General features: G+C 58.3%; 16 protein-coding genes. 11 read left to right on the plus strand and 5 right to left on the minus strand.

The window, feature by feature from the left end; genetic code table 11:
* Positions 1-272: 272 nt before the first annotated feature.
* On the plus strand, positions 273-2,717 hold the full coding sequence (locus tag AC1RJ3_RS02235; RefSeq protein ID WP_054595507.1) for a Lon protease family protein: 2,445 nt from the start codon (positions 273-275) through the stop codon (positions 2,715-2,717).
* 271 nt (positions 2,718-2,988) lie between these two features.
* Positions 2,989-3,330, plus strand: coding sequence for a PA4575 family protein (locus AC1RJ3_RS02240; RefSeq protein ID WP_019691608.1), 342 nt, complete (start codon positions 2,989-2,991; stop codon positions 3,328-3,330).
* Positions 3,331-3,333: 3 nt separating this feature from the next.
* On the opposite strand, the gene AC1RJ3_RS02245 is transcribed toward AC1RJ3_RS02240, so the two are convergent.
* The gene (locus tag AC1RJ3_RS02245) at positions 3,334-5,163 is read right to left on the minus strand and encodes a hypothetical protein (protein ID WP_493077245.1); all 1,830 of its coding nucleotides are present in this window, start codon (positions 5,161-5,163) and stop codon (positions 3,334-3,336) included.
* A 161-nt stretch (positions 5,164-5,324) separates the two neighbouring features.
* On the opposite strand from AC1RJ3_RS02245, the gene AC1RJ3_RS02250 reads away from it, so the two are divergent.
* From AC1RJ3_RS02250 to bamJ, 3 genes are all read left to right on the plus strand, one after another.
* The gene (locus AC1RJ3_RS02250) at positions 5,325-5,813 is read left to right on the plus strand and encodes a TIGR00645 family protein (protein WP_019691610.1); all 489 of its coding nucleotides are present in this window, start codon (positions 5,325-5,327) and stop codon (positions 5,811-5,813) included.
* A 255-nt stretch (positions 5,814-6,068) separates the two neighbouring features.
* Positions 6,069-6,362: a DUF6482 family protein gene (locus tag AC1RJ3_RS02255; protein ID WP_103319432.1), complete on the plus strand. Its 294-nt coding sequence runs from the start codon at positions 6,069-6,071 to the stop codon at positions 6,360-6,362.
* Between the two features lie 127 nt (positions 6,363-6,489).
* Complete coding sequence (gene bamJ / locus AC1RJ3_RS02260; RefSeq protein WP_054595509.1) at positions 6,490-7,107, plus strand: BamJ family beta-barrel-assembly machinery protein; 618 nt, start codon at positions 6,490-6,492, stop codon at positions 7,105-7,107.
* A 108-nt stretch (positions 7,108-7,215) separates the two neighbouring features.
* Here bamJ and AC1RJ3_RS02265 read toward each other — a convergent pair whose 3' ends face one another.
* From AC1RJ3_RS02265 to AC1RJ3_RS02275, 3 genes are all read right to left on the minus strand, one after another.
* Positions 7,216-7,473: a PA4570 family protein gene (locus AC1RJ3_RS02265; protein ID WP_054595510.1), complete on the minus strand. Its 258-nt coding sequence runs from the start codon at positions 7,471-7,473 to the stop codon at positions 7,216-7,218.
* A 205-nt stretch (positions 7,474-7,678) separates the two neighbouring features.
* Positions 7,679-8,020, minus strand: coding sequence for a zinc ribbon domain-containing protein YjdM (locus AC1RJ3_RS02270; RefSeq protein WP_054595511.1), 342 nt, complete (start codon positions 8,018-8,020; stop codon positions 7,679-7,681).
* Between the two features lie 194 nt (positions 8,021-8,214).
* Positions 8,215-9,183 (minus strand): polyprenyl synthetase family protein, encoded by a 969-nt coding sequence (locus AC1RJ3_RS02275; RefSeq protein ID WP_054595512.1) that lies wholly within the window; start codon positions 9,181-9,183, stop codon positions 8,215-8,217.
* 240 nt (positions 9,184-9,423) lie between these two features.
* On the opposite strand from AC1RJ3_RS02275, the gene rplU reads away from it, so the two are divergent.
* From rplU to AC1RJ3_RS02300, 5 genes are all read left to right on the plus strand, one after another.
* Positions 9,424-9,738 carry a 50S ribosomal protein L21 gene (gene rplU / locus AC1RJ3_RS02280; RefSeq protein WP_003176051.1) on the plus strand — a complete coding sequence of 105 codons (315 nt, stop codon included), beginning with the start codon at positions 9,424-9,426 and terminating at the stop codon, positions 9,736-9,738.
* A 35-nt stretch (positions 9,739-9,773) separates the two neighbouring features.
* On the plus strand, positions 9,774-10,031 hold the full coding sequence (gene rpmA / locus AC1RJ3_RS02285; protein WP_003176049.1) for a 50S ribosomal protein L27: 258 nt from the start codon (positions 9,774-9,776) through the stop codon (positions 10,029-10,031).
* 195 nt (positions 10,032-10,226) lie between these two features.
* Positions 10,227-11,450 (plus strand): Obg family GTPase CgtA, encoded by a 1,224-nt coding sequence (gene cgtA / locus AC1RJ3_RS02290; RefSeq protein WP_019691616.1) that lies wholly within the window; start codon positions 10,227-10,229, stop codon positions 11,448-11,450.
* Positions 11,451-11,573: 123 nt separating this feature from the next.
* Positions 11,574-12,692 (plus strand): glutamate 5-kinase, encoded by a 1,119-nt coding sequence (gene proB / locus AC1RJ3_RS02295; protein ID WP_054595513.1) that lies wholly within the window; start codon positions 11,574-11,576, stop codon positions 12,690-12,692.
* Positions 12,693-12,703: 11 nt separating this feature from the next.
* Positions 12,704-13,168 (plus strand): CreA family protein, encoded by a 465-nt coding sequence (locus AC1RJ3_RS02300; protein WP_019691618.1) that lies wholly within the window; start codon positions 12,704-12,706, stop codon positions 13,166-13,168.
* 120 nt (positions 13,169-13,288) lie between these two features.
* On the opposite strand, the gene rpsT is transcribed toward AC1RJ3_RS02300, so the two are convergent.
* Positions 13,289-13,567 carry a 30S ribosomal protein S20 gene (gene rpsT, locus AC1RJ3_RS02305; protein ID WP_003185593.1) on the minus strand — a complete coding sequence of 93 codons (279 nt, stop codon included), beginning with the start codon at positions 13,565-13,567 and terminating at the stop codon, positions 13,289-13,291.
* Between the two features lie 251 nt (positions 13,568-13,818).
* On the opposite strand from rpsT, the gene murJ reads away from it, so the two are divergent.
* Entirely contained in the window at positions 13,819-15,357 is a 1,539-nt protein-coding gene (gene murJ, locus AC1RJ3_RS02310) for a murein biosynthesis integral membrane protein MurJ (protein WP_347928844.1), read from the plus strand.
* The last annotated feature ends 99 nt before the right edge of the window (positions 15,358-15,456 follow it).

Genomic DNA, 15,456 nt, shown 5'->3' on the forward strand with positions numbered 1-15,456 from the left:
GTTCTCTTTTGTTTGCGTACCAATGGACAGGGGTTCTGGCGCCGCTCCGACGCCATTTGGCTGGTGATTGGTCCAGCCGCGCAGTTTGGAGTCTAGGCACGATCCGGGGGTTCCGTGATTTTTTGCCAAACATTCCCAGTAACCATTGATTTAGCCCTGGCCCGTCCAGGGTTTGGCGCTTGACTATGCTTTTACCCAAGGCGCGCCTTGCCAGTCGGGCACGGGCAGCGCCAGAATGCCTTTAATTGCCCCGCCTGATGTAAGGAAGCCCGATGCCCGATCCTGTTGCTGCCAGCTTGCGTCTAGCGCCTGAAGCGCTGACCCGTCCGTTTTCCGCTGAACAGTTCAGCTTCTCTACCACCAATGAGCTGGAGCCTTTTCGCGGCGTGCTCGGCCAGGAACGTGCGGTTGAAGCCTTGCAGTTTGGTGTGGCCATGCCACGCCCCGGTTACAACGTGTTTGTCATGGGTGAGCCCGGTACCGGCCGGTTCTCTTTCGTCAAACGCTACCTGAAAGCCGAAGGCAAACGCCTGCAGACCCCGGCGGACTGGGTCTACGTCAACAATTTCGATGAGCCGCGCGAACCTCGCGCACTGGAGTTGCCATCGGGGACGGCCGGTGCGTTCATCACCGACATCAACGGCCTGATCGACAACCTGCTGGCGACGTTTCCAGCAGTCTTCGAGCACCCGTCCTACCAGCAAAAGAAGAGTGCCATCGACCGCGCCTTCAATCAGCGCTACGACCGTGCACTGGACGTGATCGAGCGCCTGGCGCTGGAGAAAGAAGTCGCGCTGTACCGTGACAGCACCAACATCGCTTTCACCCCGATGAGCGAAGGCAAGGCGCTGGACGAAGCGGAATTCGCCCAGTTGCCGGAGGCCGTTCGCGAGCGCTTCCACGACGACATTTCCGGACTGGAAGAACGGCTGAACGAAGAGTTGGCCAGCTTGCCGCAGTGGAAGCGCGAGTCGAGCAATCAGCTGCGCCAGCTCAACGAAGAAACCATCACGCTGGCCTTGCAGCCATTGCTTTCGCCGCTGTCGGAAAAGTACGCAGAAAACGCGGCGGTGTGCGGTTACCTGCAAGCGATGCAGGTGTATCTGCTCAAGACGGTGGTCGAGCAACTGGTCGATGACAGCAAGACCGACGCGGTCGCCCGTAAGTTGCTCGAAGAACAATATGGCCCGAGCCTGGTGGTCGGTCATCCGCACAGTGGCGGTGCCCCTGTGGTGTTCGAACCGCACCCGACTTACGACAACCTGTTCGGCCGTATCGAGTACAGCACTGATCAGGGCGCGCTCTACACCACTTATCGGCAGTTGCGTCCGGGCGCGCTGCACCGGGCCAACGGCGGCTTCCTGATTCTGGAAGCCGAAAAAATGCTCAGCGAACCCTTTGTCTGGGATGCGCTGAAGCGGGCCTTGCAGTCACGCAAACTGAAAATGGAATCGCCGCTGGGCGAGCTGGGCCGACTGGCCACGGTGACCCTGACGCCGCAACATATTCCGCTGCAGGTCAAAGTCGTCATCATTGGCGCACGCCAGCTGTATTACACGCTGCAAGACCTCGATCCGGATTTCCAGGAGATGTTCCGGGTACTCGTGGACTTCGATGAAGACATCCCGATGGTCGATGAGAGCCTCGAGCAGTTCGCCCAGTTGCTCAAGACCCGGACCTCGGAAGAAGGCATGGCCCCGCTGACCGCCGATGCGGTGGCGCGTCTGGCGACCTACAGTGCGCGGCTGGCCGAGCATCAGGGCCGTTTGTCGGCGCGCATTGGCGATCTGTTCCAGTTGGTCAGCGAGGCGGACTTCATTCGCGATCTGGCCGGTGACGAGATGACTGATGCCGGGCACATCGAACGTGCGCTCAAGGCCAAGGCCACCCGCACCGGGCGTGTGTCGGCACGGATTCTCGATGACATGCTGGCCGGGATCATCCTGATCGACACCGCTGGAGCGGCGGTCGGCAAGTGCAACGGGCTGACGGTGCTGGAGGTCGGCGACTCGGCGTTCGGCATACCGGCGCGAATCTCTGCCACGGTTTACCCCGGTGGCAGCGGCATCGTCGACATCGAGCGTGAGGTCAACCTCGGGCAGCCGATCCACTCCAAGGGTGTGATGATCCTCACCGGGTATCTGGGCAGCCGTTACGCCCAGGAATTCCCGTTGGCGATTTCGGCCAGTATCGCGCTGGAACAATCCTACGGTTACGTCGATGGTGACAGTGCATCGCTGGGCGAGGCCTGCACGTTGATTTCGGCATTGTCGAAAACCCCGCTCAAGCAGTGCTTCGCGATTACCGGTTCGATCAACCAGTTCGGTGAAGTGCAGGCGGTGGGCGGGGTCAACGAGAAGATCGAAGGCTTCTTCCGTCTTTGCGAAGCGCGTGGCTTGACCGGCGAGCAGGGCGCGATCATTCCTCAGGCCAACGTTGCCACGTTGATGCTCGATGAGCGGGTGCTGGCGGCCGTGCGTGCCGGGCAGTTCCATGTCTATGCGGTGCGTCAGGCCGATGAGGCACTGAGCCTGCTGGTGGGCGAGGCCGCCGGCGAGCCGGACGAAGAGGGTCAGTTCCCTGAGGGCAGCGTCAACGCGCGCGTGGTGGAGCGTTTGCGGGTGATCGCGGAAATGATCAGCGAAGATGACTTGAAAGAGGCCGAGAAGGAACATGTGCAGGCGCAGGAAATATTGGCTGCGGCCAAGCCTGCCTGACACCCGAAGCTGTACACAGCCATTGTGGCGAGGGAGCAAGCTCCCTCGCCACGGGGTTTGTGCATGGTACTGGGTCGTCATTTTGGTAGCGCTTTTTACCGCCCGGGTGGCGTCAAAAAACCAACAACGACCATTCGGCGCCTTCTAAGCTCCGTCAACTTGCTGACTCGACTTTTCTTCTATGCTCAGGACAAGGACATCGACAGTCATCACTGGATCGAGACAGCCTTCCCGTGGAGGCTGAATACCCGATTTACCGAGGGTCGCCGCCATGCCGCGCAACCTCTGCCTCACCCGCCAATGCCTGGGCCTGGTTACCCGTATTGAATGCAGTATTCGTCCGCTTGCCGGGGACACCGGTATGTGGACCTTGTTGTTTGCCGCCGGAATGGCCGGTGAACAACCTTCCGCCATCAAGGCCCAAGGCCCGTTTCATGGTCCTTTCGTGGCCGAGTCGATACTCGATACCATCGTTGAAAGCCTGACTCTGCACGGCTATCAGCTGGCCGATGACCCGCAAATCTGGTGTTTGCACTTGCAAGCCCAACTTCGGGAAATCAATGGTGGACGCTGCCGAAATCCGGGTGGTTTCCAGTTCAACCCCGAGCATTAGTGACTATTCGACAGGGTTGGGGTTTTCGGCCTTGTCGAGCTTGACCTCGAATCCGTATTCGACGGTATTGAGGTTGGTGCGCTGGTAGGTTTCCAGGCTGGTCGGCTGGCCGTAGAAATAATGCACCTCAACCAGCGCCGGGCCTTCTGCGCTGGCGTCGTGGCTGACCGCAAGAATCTCCTTCAGGTAATTTCCGCTCGCGTCCTTGGCGAAGAAGCGCCAGTTCTGGGCGGGGAATACTTTCTGGTCAACCACCAGGGCGTTGCCCTTGAGCTCCAGGCCTTTGGGCAGTTTCTGGGTGTCGAGGTTGTCTTTTGCAATATTGGCCAGAAACAACGGCATCGAGCCGACAGCATACGCCGGCGTTTCGGGGAACAAGGTCAGGTCGTAGGTGATGGTGGCGCGTAGCGGGTCGATTTCGAAGGCCTCGGCTGGCAATTCGATGGGCTCGCCACGTTTACCCTTATCGTCCTGGGTGAAGAAGGTCACGGGGGTGTCGCCAGGGCTGAAGGAGGAGCCGAGCAGTTCGTCGTTGAAGGTTTTCGGGTGATCGAATTCGATACGTGCCGCACTGGCGTCCTCGACGGACTGATTGACGTGGATGTTCTTTTTCAGCTGTTCCTCATCCAGTGCGGCGCCTTTGAGCCAGGTTGCGGCCTGATCGTCGTACACGACCACGGGCAGGTTCAGGCTCTGGATGGTTTTATCCGTGGTATTGCGGTCGAAGCGGCGTACTGGCAGTTCCAGGTCTTTGCGGGTGACGGTGACGGCCGAGAAGTCGAGGACGTTGACTTCGAGGTTTTCGATGGGACCGTTGAAGTACACCTTGGTGTAATGATGAGTCTGCTTGTGCTCGAACGCCTGTTGCTCGTCTTCTAGCTGTTTTTCGAACGCATCGCTCCAGGCGGTCTGCTTCTGCATCTCGGCCAGTTGTTTTTGATAGAACCCGATTTGGGCGGCATCTTCGTTGATCGAGCCCGAGCGTGAGAGAAGCTGCCCGGTCGTGTCCCTGGCCTGGACAATCAGCGGATTGAGCGGGGTATCGCTGACGTCTGGTGCCAGTGCTGCGCTGTTGTTGACTTCGACCTCGGCGTAGTTCTTTTCGAGGGCCTTCAGGGTGACGCTGATGTTGTCGTCAGTGCGGGTCTGGCCCACGTCCTTTTTCGTCAGGTCGAAGGTGAATACCTTGCGCGGTGCAATGACCTCGACTTTACCTTTCAGGGTTGTCGGTTGCGGCTGGCTTTTGCTGTCGATGTTCTCGCCCTCGACAAAAGGGTAGGCCACGGTCAGGTCATCCGGATTGGTCAGGCCGGCGCTTGAAGGGCTCAACTGAATGCCGGGATCGGTTTCCGACCATTCGGGCTGGAAAGGGACGACCTTCTTGTTGCTTAGCGTGACCGACTGCCATTCCAGCCCATGCGGAAAGGGGAACTCGGAAGGCATGTTGAAGCTGAAGGGAAACACCGGCTGCAAGTCGGTCAGATACTCGGAGCTGGAGTCCTTGCGCAATACGAACAGGCCATTGATGTAGGTGTCGACCAGCGCCTGTGGGCTGGGATAGTGCTTGAGCAGGGCCATGGCATCTTCACCGTATTCGGTGGCGATCGGCTTGATGGCAAGCTTTTGCTGTGCGCGCTCGAGCAGCAGCAACGAGCCACCGAGGTTGGCCACGGCATCCTTGAGCTGGGGATCCTGAATCGCGTCCAGCGACTTCTCGAACTGTGCGGTCTTCTCCTCGAGGCTTTGCGGGCGCTTCTCATCGCTGGGTGAGCAGCCGCCGATCAGTACCGCAAGGCAAAGGCCGACAGTCGTTAAAGGCAATCGCAAATCCATTTTCCGGTTTTCCTCTACAACGCAAATAAACAATGCGAATGCTTTGGACACTAGCAGAAAAACGCTTTGGCAGACTCGCAGGTTGTGGATTTGTCTGCGGTTTATGGGGTTTTGAGCGGCTGATATACTCGCCGCCGTTTAAAACCCTTGTGTGAGATTCAATGGAACGTTTTGTCGAAAATGCAATGTACGCCTCGCGCTGGCTGCTGGCGCCGATCTACTTCGGTTTGTCCCTGGGCCTGCTGGCCCTCGCGCTGAAATTCTTTCAGGAAGTCTTCCACGTTATTCCCAACGTGTTCTCGATGGCCGAGTCCGATCTGATTCTGGTGCTGTTGTCGCTGATCGACATGGCGCTGGTGGGCGGCTTGCTGGTGATGGTGATGATTTCCGGCTACGAAAACTTCGTGTCCGAACTCGACATTGATGAAGGCAAGGAGAAGCTCAACTGGTTGGGCACGATGGACTCTTCTTCCCTGAAGATGAAAGTCGCGGCCTCGATCGTGGCGATTTCCTCGATTCACCTGTTGCGCATCTTCATGGACGCCAGGAACGTCGATCCCGAGCACCTGAAGTGGTACGTGATCATTCACATGACCTTCGTGATCTCGGCGTTTGCCATGGGCTACCTGGACAAGCTGACCAAGCACTGATCCGCTTTGGAATGTCCCCTGTGGCGAGCGAGCTTGCTCGCGCTCGGCTGCGCAGCAGTCGTAAAACCTGAGGGCGCGATTTACCTGATTAACTGCATTGGCAGGTTTCAGGACCGCTTCGCGCCCCAGCGCGAGCAAGCTCGCTCGCCCCAGCCATTGTGAAACGGACGGGCGGCGGCGTTTGTGGCTTGTGCTTTTGTACGCCGAGGCATATCCCTGTAAATGTCTTGGCTCGCCATCGCGCGGGGTGCGCTCATGAACCTGCAAGAGTTGAACGCCTATGCCATCGCCGGGAAGGTCGATGAGCTGAACCTGATCTCGATGGAAGGCGGGATCTATCTGTTAGAGGCACGGATACATGGCGCCGCTCATCCAATCGACGACACCCATGGGCAAACACTGCATTTGCGTTCGGTAGAGCATGCTCGTGAAGTCCTTCATGCCTTTCCCAAGCTGACGTTCAACCTGATTCACACCTCGGTGCACGATGAGATGTGCGGTCTGGGCACCAGCGGGGAAGAGAGCCTGAAGGTGCCCATATCCCAATAGCGCTGACAGCCCTGATCACCGCAATGGCATCTGTGCTAGTCTGCTCGCCCTTTTGGTTCCGGGCGCTCCGGGATGCGCTGTGCACGCACGGCAATGTCCCGAGCCGTCCGCACAGCGGAGCAGTGTCATGTCCGAAGTAAATCTGTCCACCGACGAAACCCGCGTCAGCTACGGCATCGGCCGTCAGTTGGGCGACCAACTGCGCGACAACCCGCCACCGGGCGTTAGCCTGGACGCGATCCTGGCCGGTCTGACCGACGCATTCGCCGGCAAGGAAAGCCGCGTTGGCCAGGAAGCAATGTCTGCCAGCTTCAAGGTCATCCGCGAAATCATGCAAGCCGAAGCTGCTGCCAAGGCTGAAGCGGCCGCTGGCGAAGGCCTGGCATTCCTGGCTGAAAACGCCAAGCGTGACGGCATCACCACTCTGGCTTCCGGCCTGCAGTTCGAAGTACTGACTCAAGGTGAAGGCGCCAAGCCAACCCGTGAAGATCAAGTGCGTACTCACTACCACGGCACGCTGATCGACGGCACTGTGTTCGACAGCTCCTACGATCGTGGTCAGCCTGCAGAATTCCCGGTTGGCGGCGTAATCGCCGGCTGGACCGAAGCTCTGCAACTGATGAACGCCGGTAGCAAATGGCGCCTGTACGTGCCGAGCGAACTGGCTTACGGCGCACAAGGCGTTGGCAGCATTCCGCCGCACAGCGTTCTGGTGTTCGACGTCGAGCTGCTCGACGTTCTGTAAGCCCGAATGCGTAGGAGCAGAGCTTGCTAGCGATCTCACCGCGGTTTTACCGTTGAACCGGGTCGCCTGCATCGCGAGCAAGCTTTGCTCCTACGGGGGTTACGTCACTCATATTTCGAACTTGGTGTTCGAATCATTCATCGGGCGCAATGCCCGGGCGTAGCAGAATAGAAACAGGTTGCGTACCAGCTCCTTGAGCACCACTGGCTCGCTGGAACTCAGGCCATTGAGGTCGAGGTCGCCCTGGTCCTGCAGCTCACTCAAGGCTTCTTCTTCCAATACCGCACACACTTCCCCGGTTTCCCGATGCAGGATCCTGAGGTACGGGTGTGGACGATCCAGCCATGCATCGATCAAGTAAGTCATGATGCTCATCTCCTTTTTAATGGTTTGATGAGAATAATTCCTATTCAATTAATAGCAAGTACCTATTGGCGGTTTCTGCTGTTTTCTGTAGGGGAATTGCTGAGGGTCAAAACGGCTGGCGTTTTGCTATTGGGCAGGATTGCTGGGGGATCGGGCGAGGGTGAGGCTCCATCCCACGCAGGGCGCAGGATGGAATACAGCAGGTTCAGACTTTTCTGACGAACTCGGATTTGAGCTTCATCGGGCCGATACCGTCGATCTTGCAGTCGATGTCGTGGTCGCCATCGCACAGGCGGATGTTCTTGACCTTGGTGCCGACCTTGACCACCAGCGATGTGCCCTTGACCTTGAGGTCCTTGATCACGGTGATGGTGTCGCCATCTTGCAGGACGTTGCCGACCGAATCCTTTTTCACGGTTTCATCGGACGCTGCGTCGGCTTCGCCGTTGGCGGACCACTCGTGGGCGCACTCTGGGCAGATCAGTTGGGCGCCGTCTTCATAGGTGTATTCGGAATTGCATTTCGGGCAGGGTGGCAACGTGCTCACTAAAGCTCCTTGGATTCAGGATGGCTAAAAGCGCACATTATATAGGGTTTTAGGCGGGGATGGGGTCAACACTTGCAGCAAGGTGTCTTCGATGTCGCACTGTCGGGTAGAGGCGTCTGTAGGAGCACGGCTTGCCAGCGATGGCGTTCTTGAGATCGCTATCGCGAGCAAGCTCTGCTTCTACAAAGAGCGGGTCAGTGCGTGCGGGCGACCGCAAACTCGCTCAACTCGACCAATGCATCCCTGTATTCGCTGGCGGGCAACATTTCGAGGCATTTGATCGCACGGGCCACGTAATCGCGGGCCAGTTGTGCGGTGTAGTCCAGCGAGCCCGAGGCTTCCACGGCAGCGCGGATGCTTTCCAGGTCTTCGATACCACCTTTCTGAATTGCCCGGCGCACCAGTGCCGCTTGCTCCGGCGTGCCTTCGCGCATGGTGTAGATCAGCGGCAGGGTCGGCTTGCCTTCGGCCAGATCGTCACCGACGTTCTTGCCCAGGGTTTCTGCGTCGCCTTTGTAATCCAGCAGGTCGTCGACCAGCTGGAAGGCCACACCGAGGTGGTCGCCAAAGGTGCGCAAGGCTTCGCTCTGTTCTGGTGTAGCGCCAGCCAGGGCCGCGGCACTGTGGGTCGAAGCCTCGAAAAGCATCGCGGTTTTGCCGCGGATGACTTCCATGTAGGTTTCTTCGGTGGTGCTGGCGTCGCGCACCTTGGACAGCTGCAGGACTTCGCCTTCGGCGATGATCCGCGTGGCTTGCGAGAGAATCTTCATCACCGGCATCGAGCCCAGTTCGACCATCATCTCGAACGAGCGCGAGTACAGGAAATCACCCACCAGCACGCTCGGGGCGTTGCCCCACATGGCGTTGGCGGTCGAGCGGCCACGGCGCATGCCGGACATGTCGACCACGTCGTCGTGCAGCAGGGTGGCGGTGTGCAGGAATTCGATGGTGGCGGCCAGCAAGCGCATGTCGTCGCCTTCGCGCCCCAGGGCCTTGCCACACAGCAACACTAATAAAGGGCGCAGGCGTTTACCGCCAGCCGAGGTAATGTAATCGCCGATTTTCGATACCAGCGGCACTCGGGAAGTCAGCTGCTTCTTGATGATGCCGTCGACGGCGTTAAAATCGTCCGCCACCGCGCGGTAGAAAGCTTGGGGTTGCATCAGCGACAGTCGCTCCAGAAGGGTTGCGCGGCATGCTAGGACCCACGTCCGGGCCTGTCAAGGCGCGATGGACGGCCACTTGCAACGCGCTCGTGGCTTGCGTACAATCGCGCACCCTGAACTTCCTGGGCAGCACCTGCCTTACGCAATTGCATTTGGGTCGTTCCATCCCATGCAGCCATGCCAGCCAATACCTCTTCTTATAAAGAGCTGGGTGAGCAGGATTATCGGAGAAATACCATGTCGTACGCAGTAATCGTTACTGGTGGCAAGCAATACAAGGTCGCCCCAGGTGAATACCTGAAGATCGAGAAACTGGAAATCGCTACCGGCGAATCCGTAACTTTTGATCGCGTTCTGTTGGTCGCCAATGGCGATGACGTGAATATCGGCGCTCCAGTTGTTGCTGGCGCTACCGTTGTGGCTGAAGTGATCTCCCAAGGTCGTCACGATAAAGTCCGCATCATCAAGTTCCGTCGTCGTAAGCACCACATGAAGCGTATGGGCCACCGCCAGTGGTACACCGAGATCAAAATCACCGGTATTCAGGCTTAATTTCAGCCTAATTCCTCACTAGGAGAATTGAACTCATGGCACACAAAAAAGCTGGTGGTAGTACCCGTAACGGTCGCGACTCAGAAGCCAAACGCCTTGGCGTGAAGATGTATGGCGGCCAGAAAATCATTCCGGGCAACATCATCGTGCGTCAGCGCGGCACCCAATTCCACGCCGGTTACGGTGTTGGCATGGGTAAAGATCACACCCTCTTCGCGAAAATCGAAGGCGTGATCAAGTTTGAAGTAAAAGGCGCGTTCAACCGCCGTTACGTGAGCGTTGTCGCGGCTTAATTGCGCGATCGCTGGAAAAGCCCTGTCTTGCGACGGGGCTTTTTCGTTTGTGGGGTGAGTCTCTTGCAAAACTGTTTGTATGGGCTGCCGGCGCTGGATTATGCGGTCGTTGATTGAGGTCGCTGCGCTCATTTTTGCAAGAGTCTTATGTCTTAGTGTTTTTCGGCTCGTCCGTATGGCGAGAGGCGTTTTGTTATGAAGTTTGTTGATGAAGTATCGATTCGAGTAAAAGCTGGCGACGGCGGCAATGGCTGCATGAGTTTCCGTCGGGAAAAATTCATCGAAAACGGCGGTCCTAACGGCGGTGATGGTGGTGACGGCGGCTCGGTCTACATGATCGCCGACGAAAACCTCAACACCCTGGTTGACTACCGTTACACCCGGCACTTTGATGCCGAGCGTGGCGCCAACGGCGGCAGCACTGACTGCACCGGTAAAAAAGGTGAGGAGCTGGTCCTGCGGGTTCCGGTCGGCACCACGGTCATTGACTCTGCTACGCAAGAAGTCATTGGCGACCTGACCAAGGCTGGTCAGCGTCTGTTGGTGGCGCATGGCGGCTGGCACGGTCTGGGTAACACCCGTTTCAAATCCAGTACCAACCGCGCACCGCGCCAGACTACGCCAGGCAAGCCGGGCGAGCAGCGTGATCTCAAGCTGGAAATGAAGGTGTTGGCCGACGTGGGTCTGCTGGGCTTGCCGAATGCCGGCAAAAGTACCTTTATCCGTTCGGTCTCGGCGGCCAAGCCGAAAGTTGCCGATTATCCGTTCACCACGCTGGTGCCAAACCTCGGCGTGGTCAGCGTCGATCGCTGGAAGAGCTTCGTCATTGCCGACATTCCGGGTCTGATCGAAGGTGCGTCCGATGGCGCGGGCCTGGGGATTCGCTTCCTCAAGCACTTGTCGCGTACTCGCCTGTTGCTGCACCTCGTCGACATGGCGCCGCTGGATGACACCAGTGCTCCGGACGCGGCTGAAGTCATTGTCAGCGAGCTGACCAAGTTCAGCCCTTCGCTGGCAGAGCGTGATCGCTGGCTGGTGCTGAACAAGTGCGACCAGATCCTTGAAGAAGAGCACGAAGAGCGGGTCAAGGAGATCGTTGATCGTCTGGAGTGGACCGGTCCGGTCTACGTGATCTCGGCCATTGCCAAAGAGGGCACCGAGCGCCTGACGCGCGACATCATGCGTTACCTGGAGGATCGTGCCGATCGTCTGGCTAACGACCCGGTCTACAAGGAAGAGTTGGCCGATCTCGATCAGCGCATCGAAGACGAAGCTCGTGCCCAGTTGCAGGCGCTGGATGACCAGCGTGCCCTGCGCCGCAGCGGCGTGAAGTCGGTCCATGACATCGGTGACGATGACTGGGATGAAGAGGATGTGGATGATGAAGATGGTCCGGAAATCATTTACGTGCGCGACTGATTCGTTGCAGTAAACTTAAGCGCCGCTCTATCGAGCGGCGTTTTGGTATCTGGAAATCGGTAGTCACGAATAACGTTACGGGCAGCGCTGGGTCGCGCTGTCCTCAAGCTAAGGTTGAAGATGATGCGGAGCAAGGTGACAGGTGCGCAGCGTTGGGTCGTGAAGATCGGCAGCGCTTTGCTGACGGCTGACGGCAAGGGTCTGGATCGCGCAGCAATGAGCGTCTGGGTTGAGCAGATGGTCGCGCTGCATGAGGCGGGTGTCGAGCTGGTGCTGGTGTCCTCGGGGGCGGTGGCGGCAGGTATGAGTCGCCTTGGCTGGACCGCACGACCCAGTGCGATGCACGAGTTGCAGGCGGCTGCCGCCATCGGTCAGATGGGGTTGGTGCAGGCTTGGGAGTCGAGCTTTGCCGAGCATGGCCGGCACACGGCGCAGATTCTCCTGACTCACGATGACTTGTCTGATCGCAAGCGTTACCTCAACGCCCGCAGCACCTTGCGTGCGCTGGTCGATCTCAAGGTCATTCCGGTGATCAACGAGAACGATACGGTGGTCACCGACGAAATCCGTTTCGGTGACAACGATACGCTGGCGGCGCTGGTGGCCAACCTGGTCGAGGCTGACCTGTTGGTGATCCTCACTGATCGTGACGGCATGTTCGACGCCGATCCGCGCAACAACCCTGATGCCAAGCTGATTTACGAAGCGCGCGCCGATGATCCGGCGCTGGACGCGGTCGCGGGCGGCACTGGCGGTGCGTTGGGTCGTGGCGGTATGCAGACCAAATTGCGCGCGGCGCGTCTGGCGGCGCGTTCGGGGGCTCACACGATCATCGTGGGTGGGCGTCTTGAGCGTGTGCTGGATCGTTTGAAGGCGGGTGAGCGCATCGGCACCTTGCTGTCGCCTGAGCGCGGCCTGCTGGCGGCGCGCAAGCAGTGGCTGGCCGGGCACTTGCAGACTCGCGGCACGCTGGTGCTGGATGAGGGGGCGGTCACGGCGTTGTCTCGGGGTAATAAAAGTCTGCTGCCGGTTGGCGTCAAGCTGGTTCAGGGCAGCTTCCGTCGCGGTGAAATGGTGGTGTGCGTGGCGCCGGACGGTCGTGAGATTGCCCGTGGCTTGGCCAACTACAGTGCGCTTGAGGCGCAAAAAATCATCGGTCAATCGTCTGAGGCGATTGTCGGTTTGCTGGGTTACATGGCGGAGCCGGAGTTGGTTCACCGCGATAACCTGATTCTGGTTTAAGGAAAACGCGAATGCGCATGGCAAAAGGATTGTTGGGGTTGCTGTTGGCGATGCCGCTGCTGGCTTCGGCTGAAGAAATTGGTCAAGTATCGACCGTGTTCAAATTTGTCGGGCCGAATGACCGCATCGTCGTCGAGGCATTTGATGATCCGAAGGTCGATGGCGTGACCTGCTACCTGTCGCGAGCCAAGACGGGTGGTGTGAAGGGTGGTCTGGGGTTGGCCGAGGATCGGTCGGAAGCGTCCATTGCTTGTCGTCAGGTCGGCCCGATCAGCTTCAAGGGGGAGCTCAAGGATGGCGAGGAGGTGTTCAAGGAGCGCACATCGCTGGTGTTCAAGACCATGCAGGTGGTGCGTTTCCTCGACAAGAAGCGCAACACCTTGGTGTACCTGGTCTACAGCGATCGCCTGATCGAAGGCAGTCCGCAGAATGCCGTGACCGCGATTCCGATTTTGCCGTGGGCACACGCTCAGTAATCTGATGCAAATCCAGTGTGGGAGCGAGCGGGCTCGCGCCCACTTTTTTTGCACTGCATTCGCTAAATCGCAGGCAATAAAAAACCGACCCTGGGGTCGGTTTTTTAATGAGCGTGTCGCTTAGGCAGCAGCGGCAACGTTCAGAGCCTTGACGTGGCCATTCAGGCGGCTCTTATGGCGAGCAGCTTTGTTCTTGTGGATGATGCCTTTATCGGCCATACGGTCGATAACTGGCACAGCCAGAACGTAAGCGGCTTGCGCTTTTTCAGCGTCTTTTGCGTCGATGGCTTTAACTACATTCTTGATGTAGGTACGAACCATGGAACGCAGGCTGGCGTTGTGGCTGCGACGCTTCTCAGCCTGTTTTGCACGTTTTTTGGCGGAAGGTGTGTTGGCCACCGTCGAGCTCCTCGAAAGACTTTTTAGGAAATAGCAAACAAAATAGGCCGCGAATCATGCCGATGAGTTGAAGTCTTGTCAAGGGCGGGTGATGCGTTCCGCTGAGTGGTCGATCTAAAGAGGCGGGATATTTATTTCCGGCGCTTGACCTGTAAACTCGCGAGCTTTGGCTCTGTGCTGTTGCGGCGCGGAGTATCGCATAAGTGGGCGGTTTGTTCGCCTGCTGTTTATCGACAGGCAAAAACTCTTCAATGAACCTGCTTAAATCGTTGGCCGCCGTCAGCTCTATCACGATGCTTTCCCGGGTTCTGGGGTTCGTCCGTGACACGCTCGTCGCACGCATATTTGGCGCCGGGATGGCCACAGACGCCTTCTTTATCGCCTTCAAACTGCCCAATCTGTTGCGGCGAATCTTCGCCGAGGGGGCGTTTTCCCAGGCCTTTGTGCCGATCCTGGCGGAATACAAAAGTCAGCAGGGCGAGGAGGCGACACGAACTTTCATCGCTTACGTGTCGGGCTTGCTCACGCTGGTACTGGCGCTGGTCACGATTCTGGGGATGGTCGCGGCGCCCTGGGTCATCTGGGCAACGGCCCCGGGGTTTACCAATACGCCGGAAAAATTCCAGCTGACCTCCAGCCTGTTACGAGTGACCTTTCCTTATATATTGCTGATCTCGCTGTCCTCGCTGGCCGGGGCGATCCTCAATACCTGGAACCGTTTTTCGGTGCCGGCCTTCGTGCCGACGCTGCTCAACGTCAGCATGATCGTCTTCGCATTGTTCCTGACGCCGTACTTCGATCCGCCGGTAATGGCCCTGGGCTGGGCCGTGCTGGTCGGTGGCCTGGCGCAATTGCTCTATCAACTGCCGCACCTGAAAAAAATCGGCATGTTGGTGTTGCCGCGCCTTAATCTGCGCGATACCGGTGTCTGGCGGGTGATGAAACAGATGCTGCCAGCGATCCTCGGGGTCTCGGTCAGCCAGATTTCGCTGATCATCAACACCATTTTTGCCTCGTTTCTGGTGGCGGGTTCGGTGTCCTGGATGTATTACGCCGACCGCCTGATGGAATTGCCATCCGGCGTTCTCGGTGTGGCATTGGGCACGATTTTGCTGCCGACGCTGGCCAAAACCTACGCCAGCAAGGATCGCCACGAATACTCGCGTATTCTCGATTGGGGTCTGCGCCTGTGCTTCGTGCTGGTGCTGCCGTGCTCGCTGGCGCTGGGGATTCTGGCGGAGCCGCTGACCGTTTCGCTGTTCCAGTACGGTCAATTCAGCGCATTTGATGCCTCGATGACCCAGCGCGCCCTGATTGCCTACTCGGTCGGTTTGCTCGGGATTATCGTGATTAAAGTGCTGGCGCCGGGGTTCTATGCGCAACAAAACATTCGCACACCGGTAAAAATCGCGATTTTCACGCTGGTCGTCACTCAGCTGTTCAACCTGGCCTTGATCGGCCCGTTGAAACACGCAGGGCTGGCCTTGGCCATTAGCTTGGGTGCATGTATCAACGCCGGTTTATTGTTCTATCAGTTGCGCAAACAGAAGATGTATCAGCCACAGCCAGGCTGGGGCCTGTTCGGGCTCAAACTGGTGGTTGCGGTGACGGTGATGTCCGTGGTTCTGCTGGGGGCGATGCATTTCATGCCGGCCTGGGGCGAAGGGCACATGCCGGGGCGCTTCCTGCGTCTGGGGGCTTTGGTCGGTGCTGGTGTGGTGACCTATTTCGGTATGTTGGCGTTGATGGGCTTCCGTCTGCGGGACTTCAATCGCAAGGCGTTGAACTGAAGACGCGGCATCAATAATCGCGGGTCGGGCGCCAGTTTTGTCGGTTCGATCACTTTGGGTTACGGTGTTGCCTGTTGTCGGCCGCCGGGTGTGGTTATA

It is taken from the genome of Pseudomonas sp. GW822-FHT04C11 (assembly GCF_058800905.1).

Bases quoted from the DNA above. Each gene is read 5' to 3' on its own strand.
- AC1RJ3_RS02235 (WP_054595507.1), top strand. From the start codon at position 273: ATGCCCGATCCTGTTGCTGCCAGCTTGCGTCTAGCGCCTGAAGCGCTG.
- AC1RJ3_RS02240 (WP_019691608.1), top strand. From the start codon at position 2,989: ATGCCGCGCAACCTCTGCCTCACCCGCCAATGCCTGGGCCTGGTTACC.
- AC1RJ3_RS02245 (WP_493077245.1), bottom strand. From the start codon at position 5,163: ATGGATTTGCGATTGCCTTTAACGACTGTCGGCCTTTGCCTTGCGGTA.
- AC1RJ3_RS02250 (WP_019691610.1), top strand. From the start codon at position 5,325: ATGGAACGTTTTGTCGAAAATGCAATGTACGCCTCGCGCTGGCTGCTG.
- AC1RJ3_RS02255 (WP_103319432.1), top strand. From the start codon at position 6,069: ATGAACCTGCAAGAGTTGAACGCCTATGCCATCGCCGGGAAGGTCGAT.
- bamJ (WP_054595509.1), top strand. From the start codon at position 6,490: ATGTCCGAAGTAAATCTGTCCACCGACGAAACCCGCGTCAGCTACGGC.
- AC1RJ3_RS02265 (WP_054595510.1), bottom strand. From the start codon at position 7,473: ATGACTTACTTGATCGATGCATGGCTGGATCGTCCACACCCGTACCTC.
- AC1RJ3_RS02275 (WP_054595512.1), bottom strand. From the start codon at position 9,183: ATGCAACCCCAAGCTTTCTACCGCGCGGTGGCGGACGATTTTAACGCC.
- rplU (WP_003176051.1), top strand. From the start codon at position 9,424: ATGTCGTACGCAGTAATCGTTACTGGTGGCAAGCAATACAAGGTCGCC.
- rpmA (WP_003176049.1), top strand. From the start codon at position 9,774: ATGGCACACAAAAAAGCTGGTGGTAGTACCCGTAACGGTCGCGACTCA.
- cgtA (WP_019691616.1), top strand. From the start codon at position 10,227: ATGAAGTTTGTTGATGAAGTATCGATTCGAGTAAAAGCTGGCGACGGC.
- proB (WP_054595513.1), top strand. From the start codon at position 11,574: ATGCGGAGCAAGGTGACAGGTGCGCAGCGTTGGGTCGTGAAGATCGGC.
- AC1RJ3_RS02300 (WP_019691618.1), top strand. From the start codon at position 12,704: ATGCGCATGGCAAAAGGATTGTTGGGGTTGCTGTTGGCGATGCCGCTG.
- murJ (WP_347928844.1), top strand. From the start codon at position 13,819: ATGAACCTGCTTAAATCGTTGGCCGCCGTCAGCTCTATCACGATGCTT.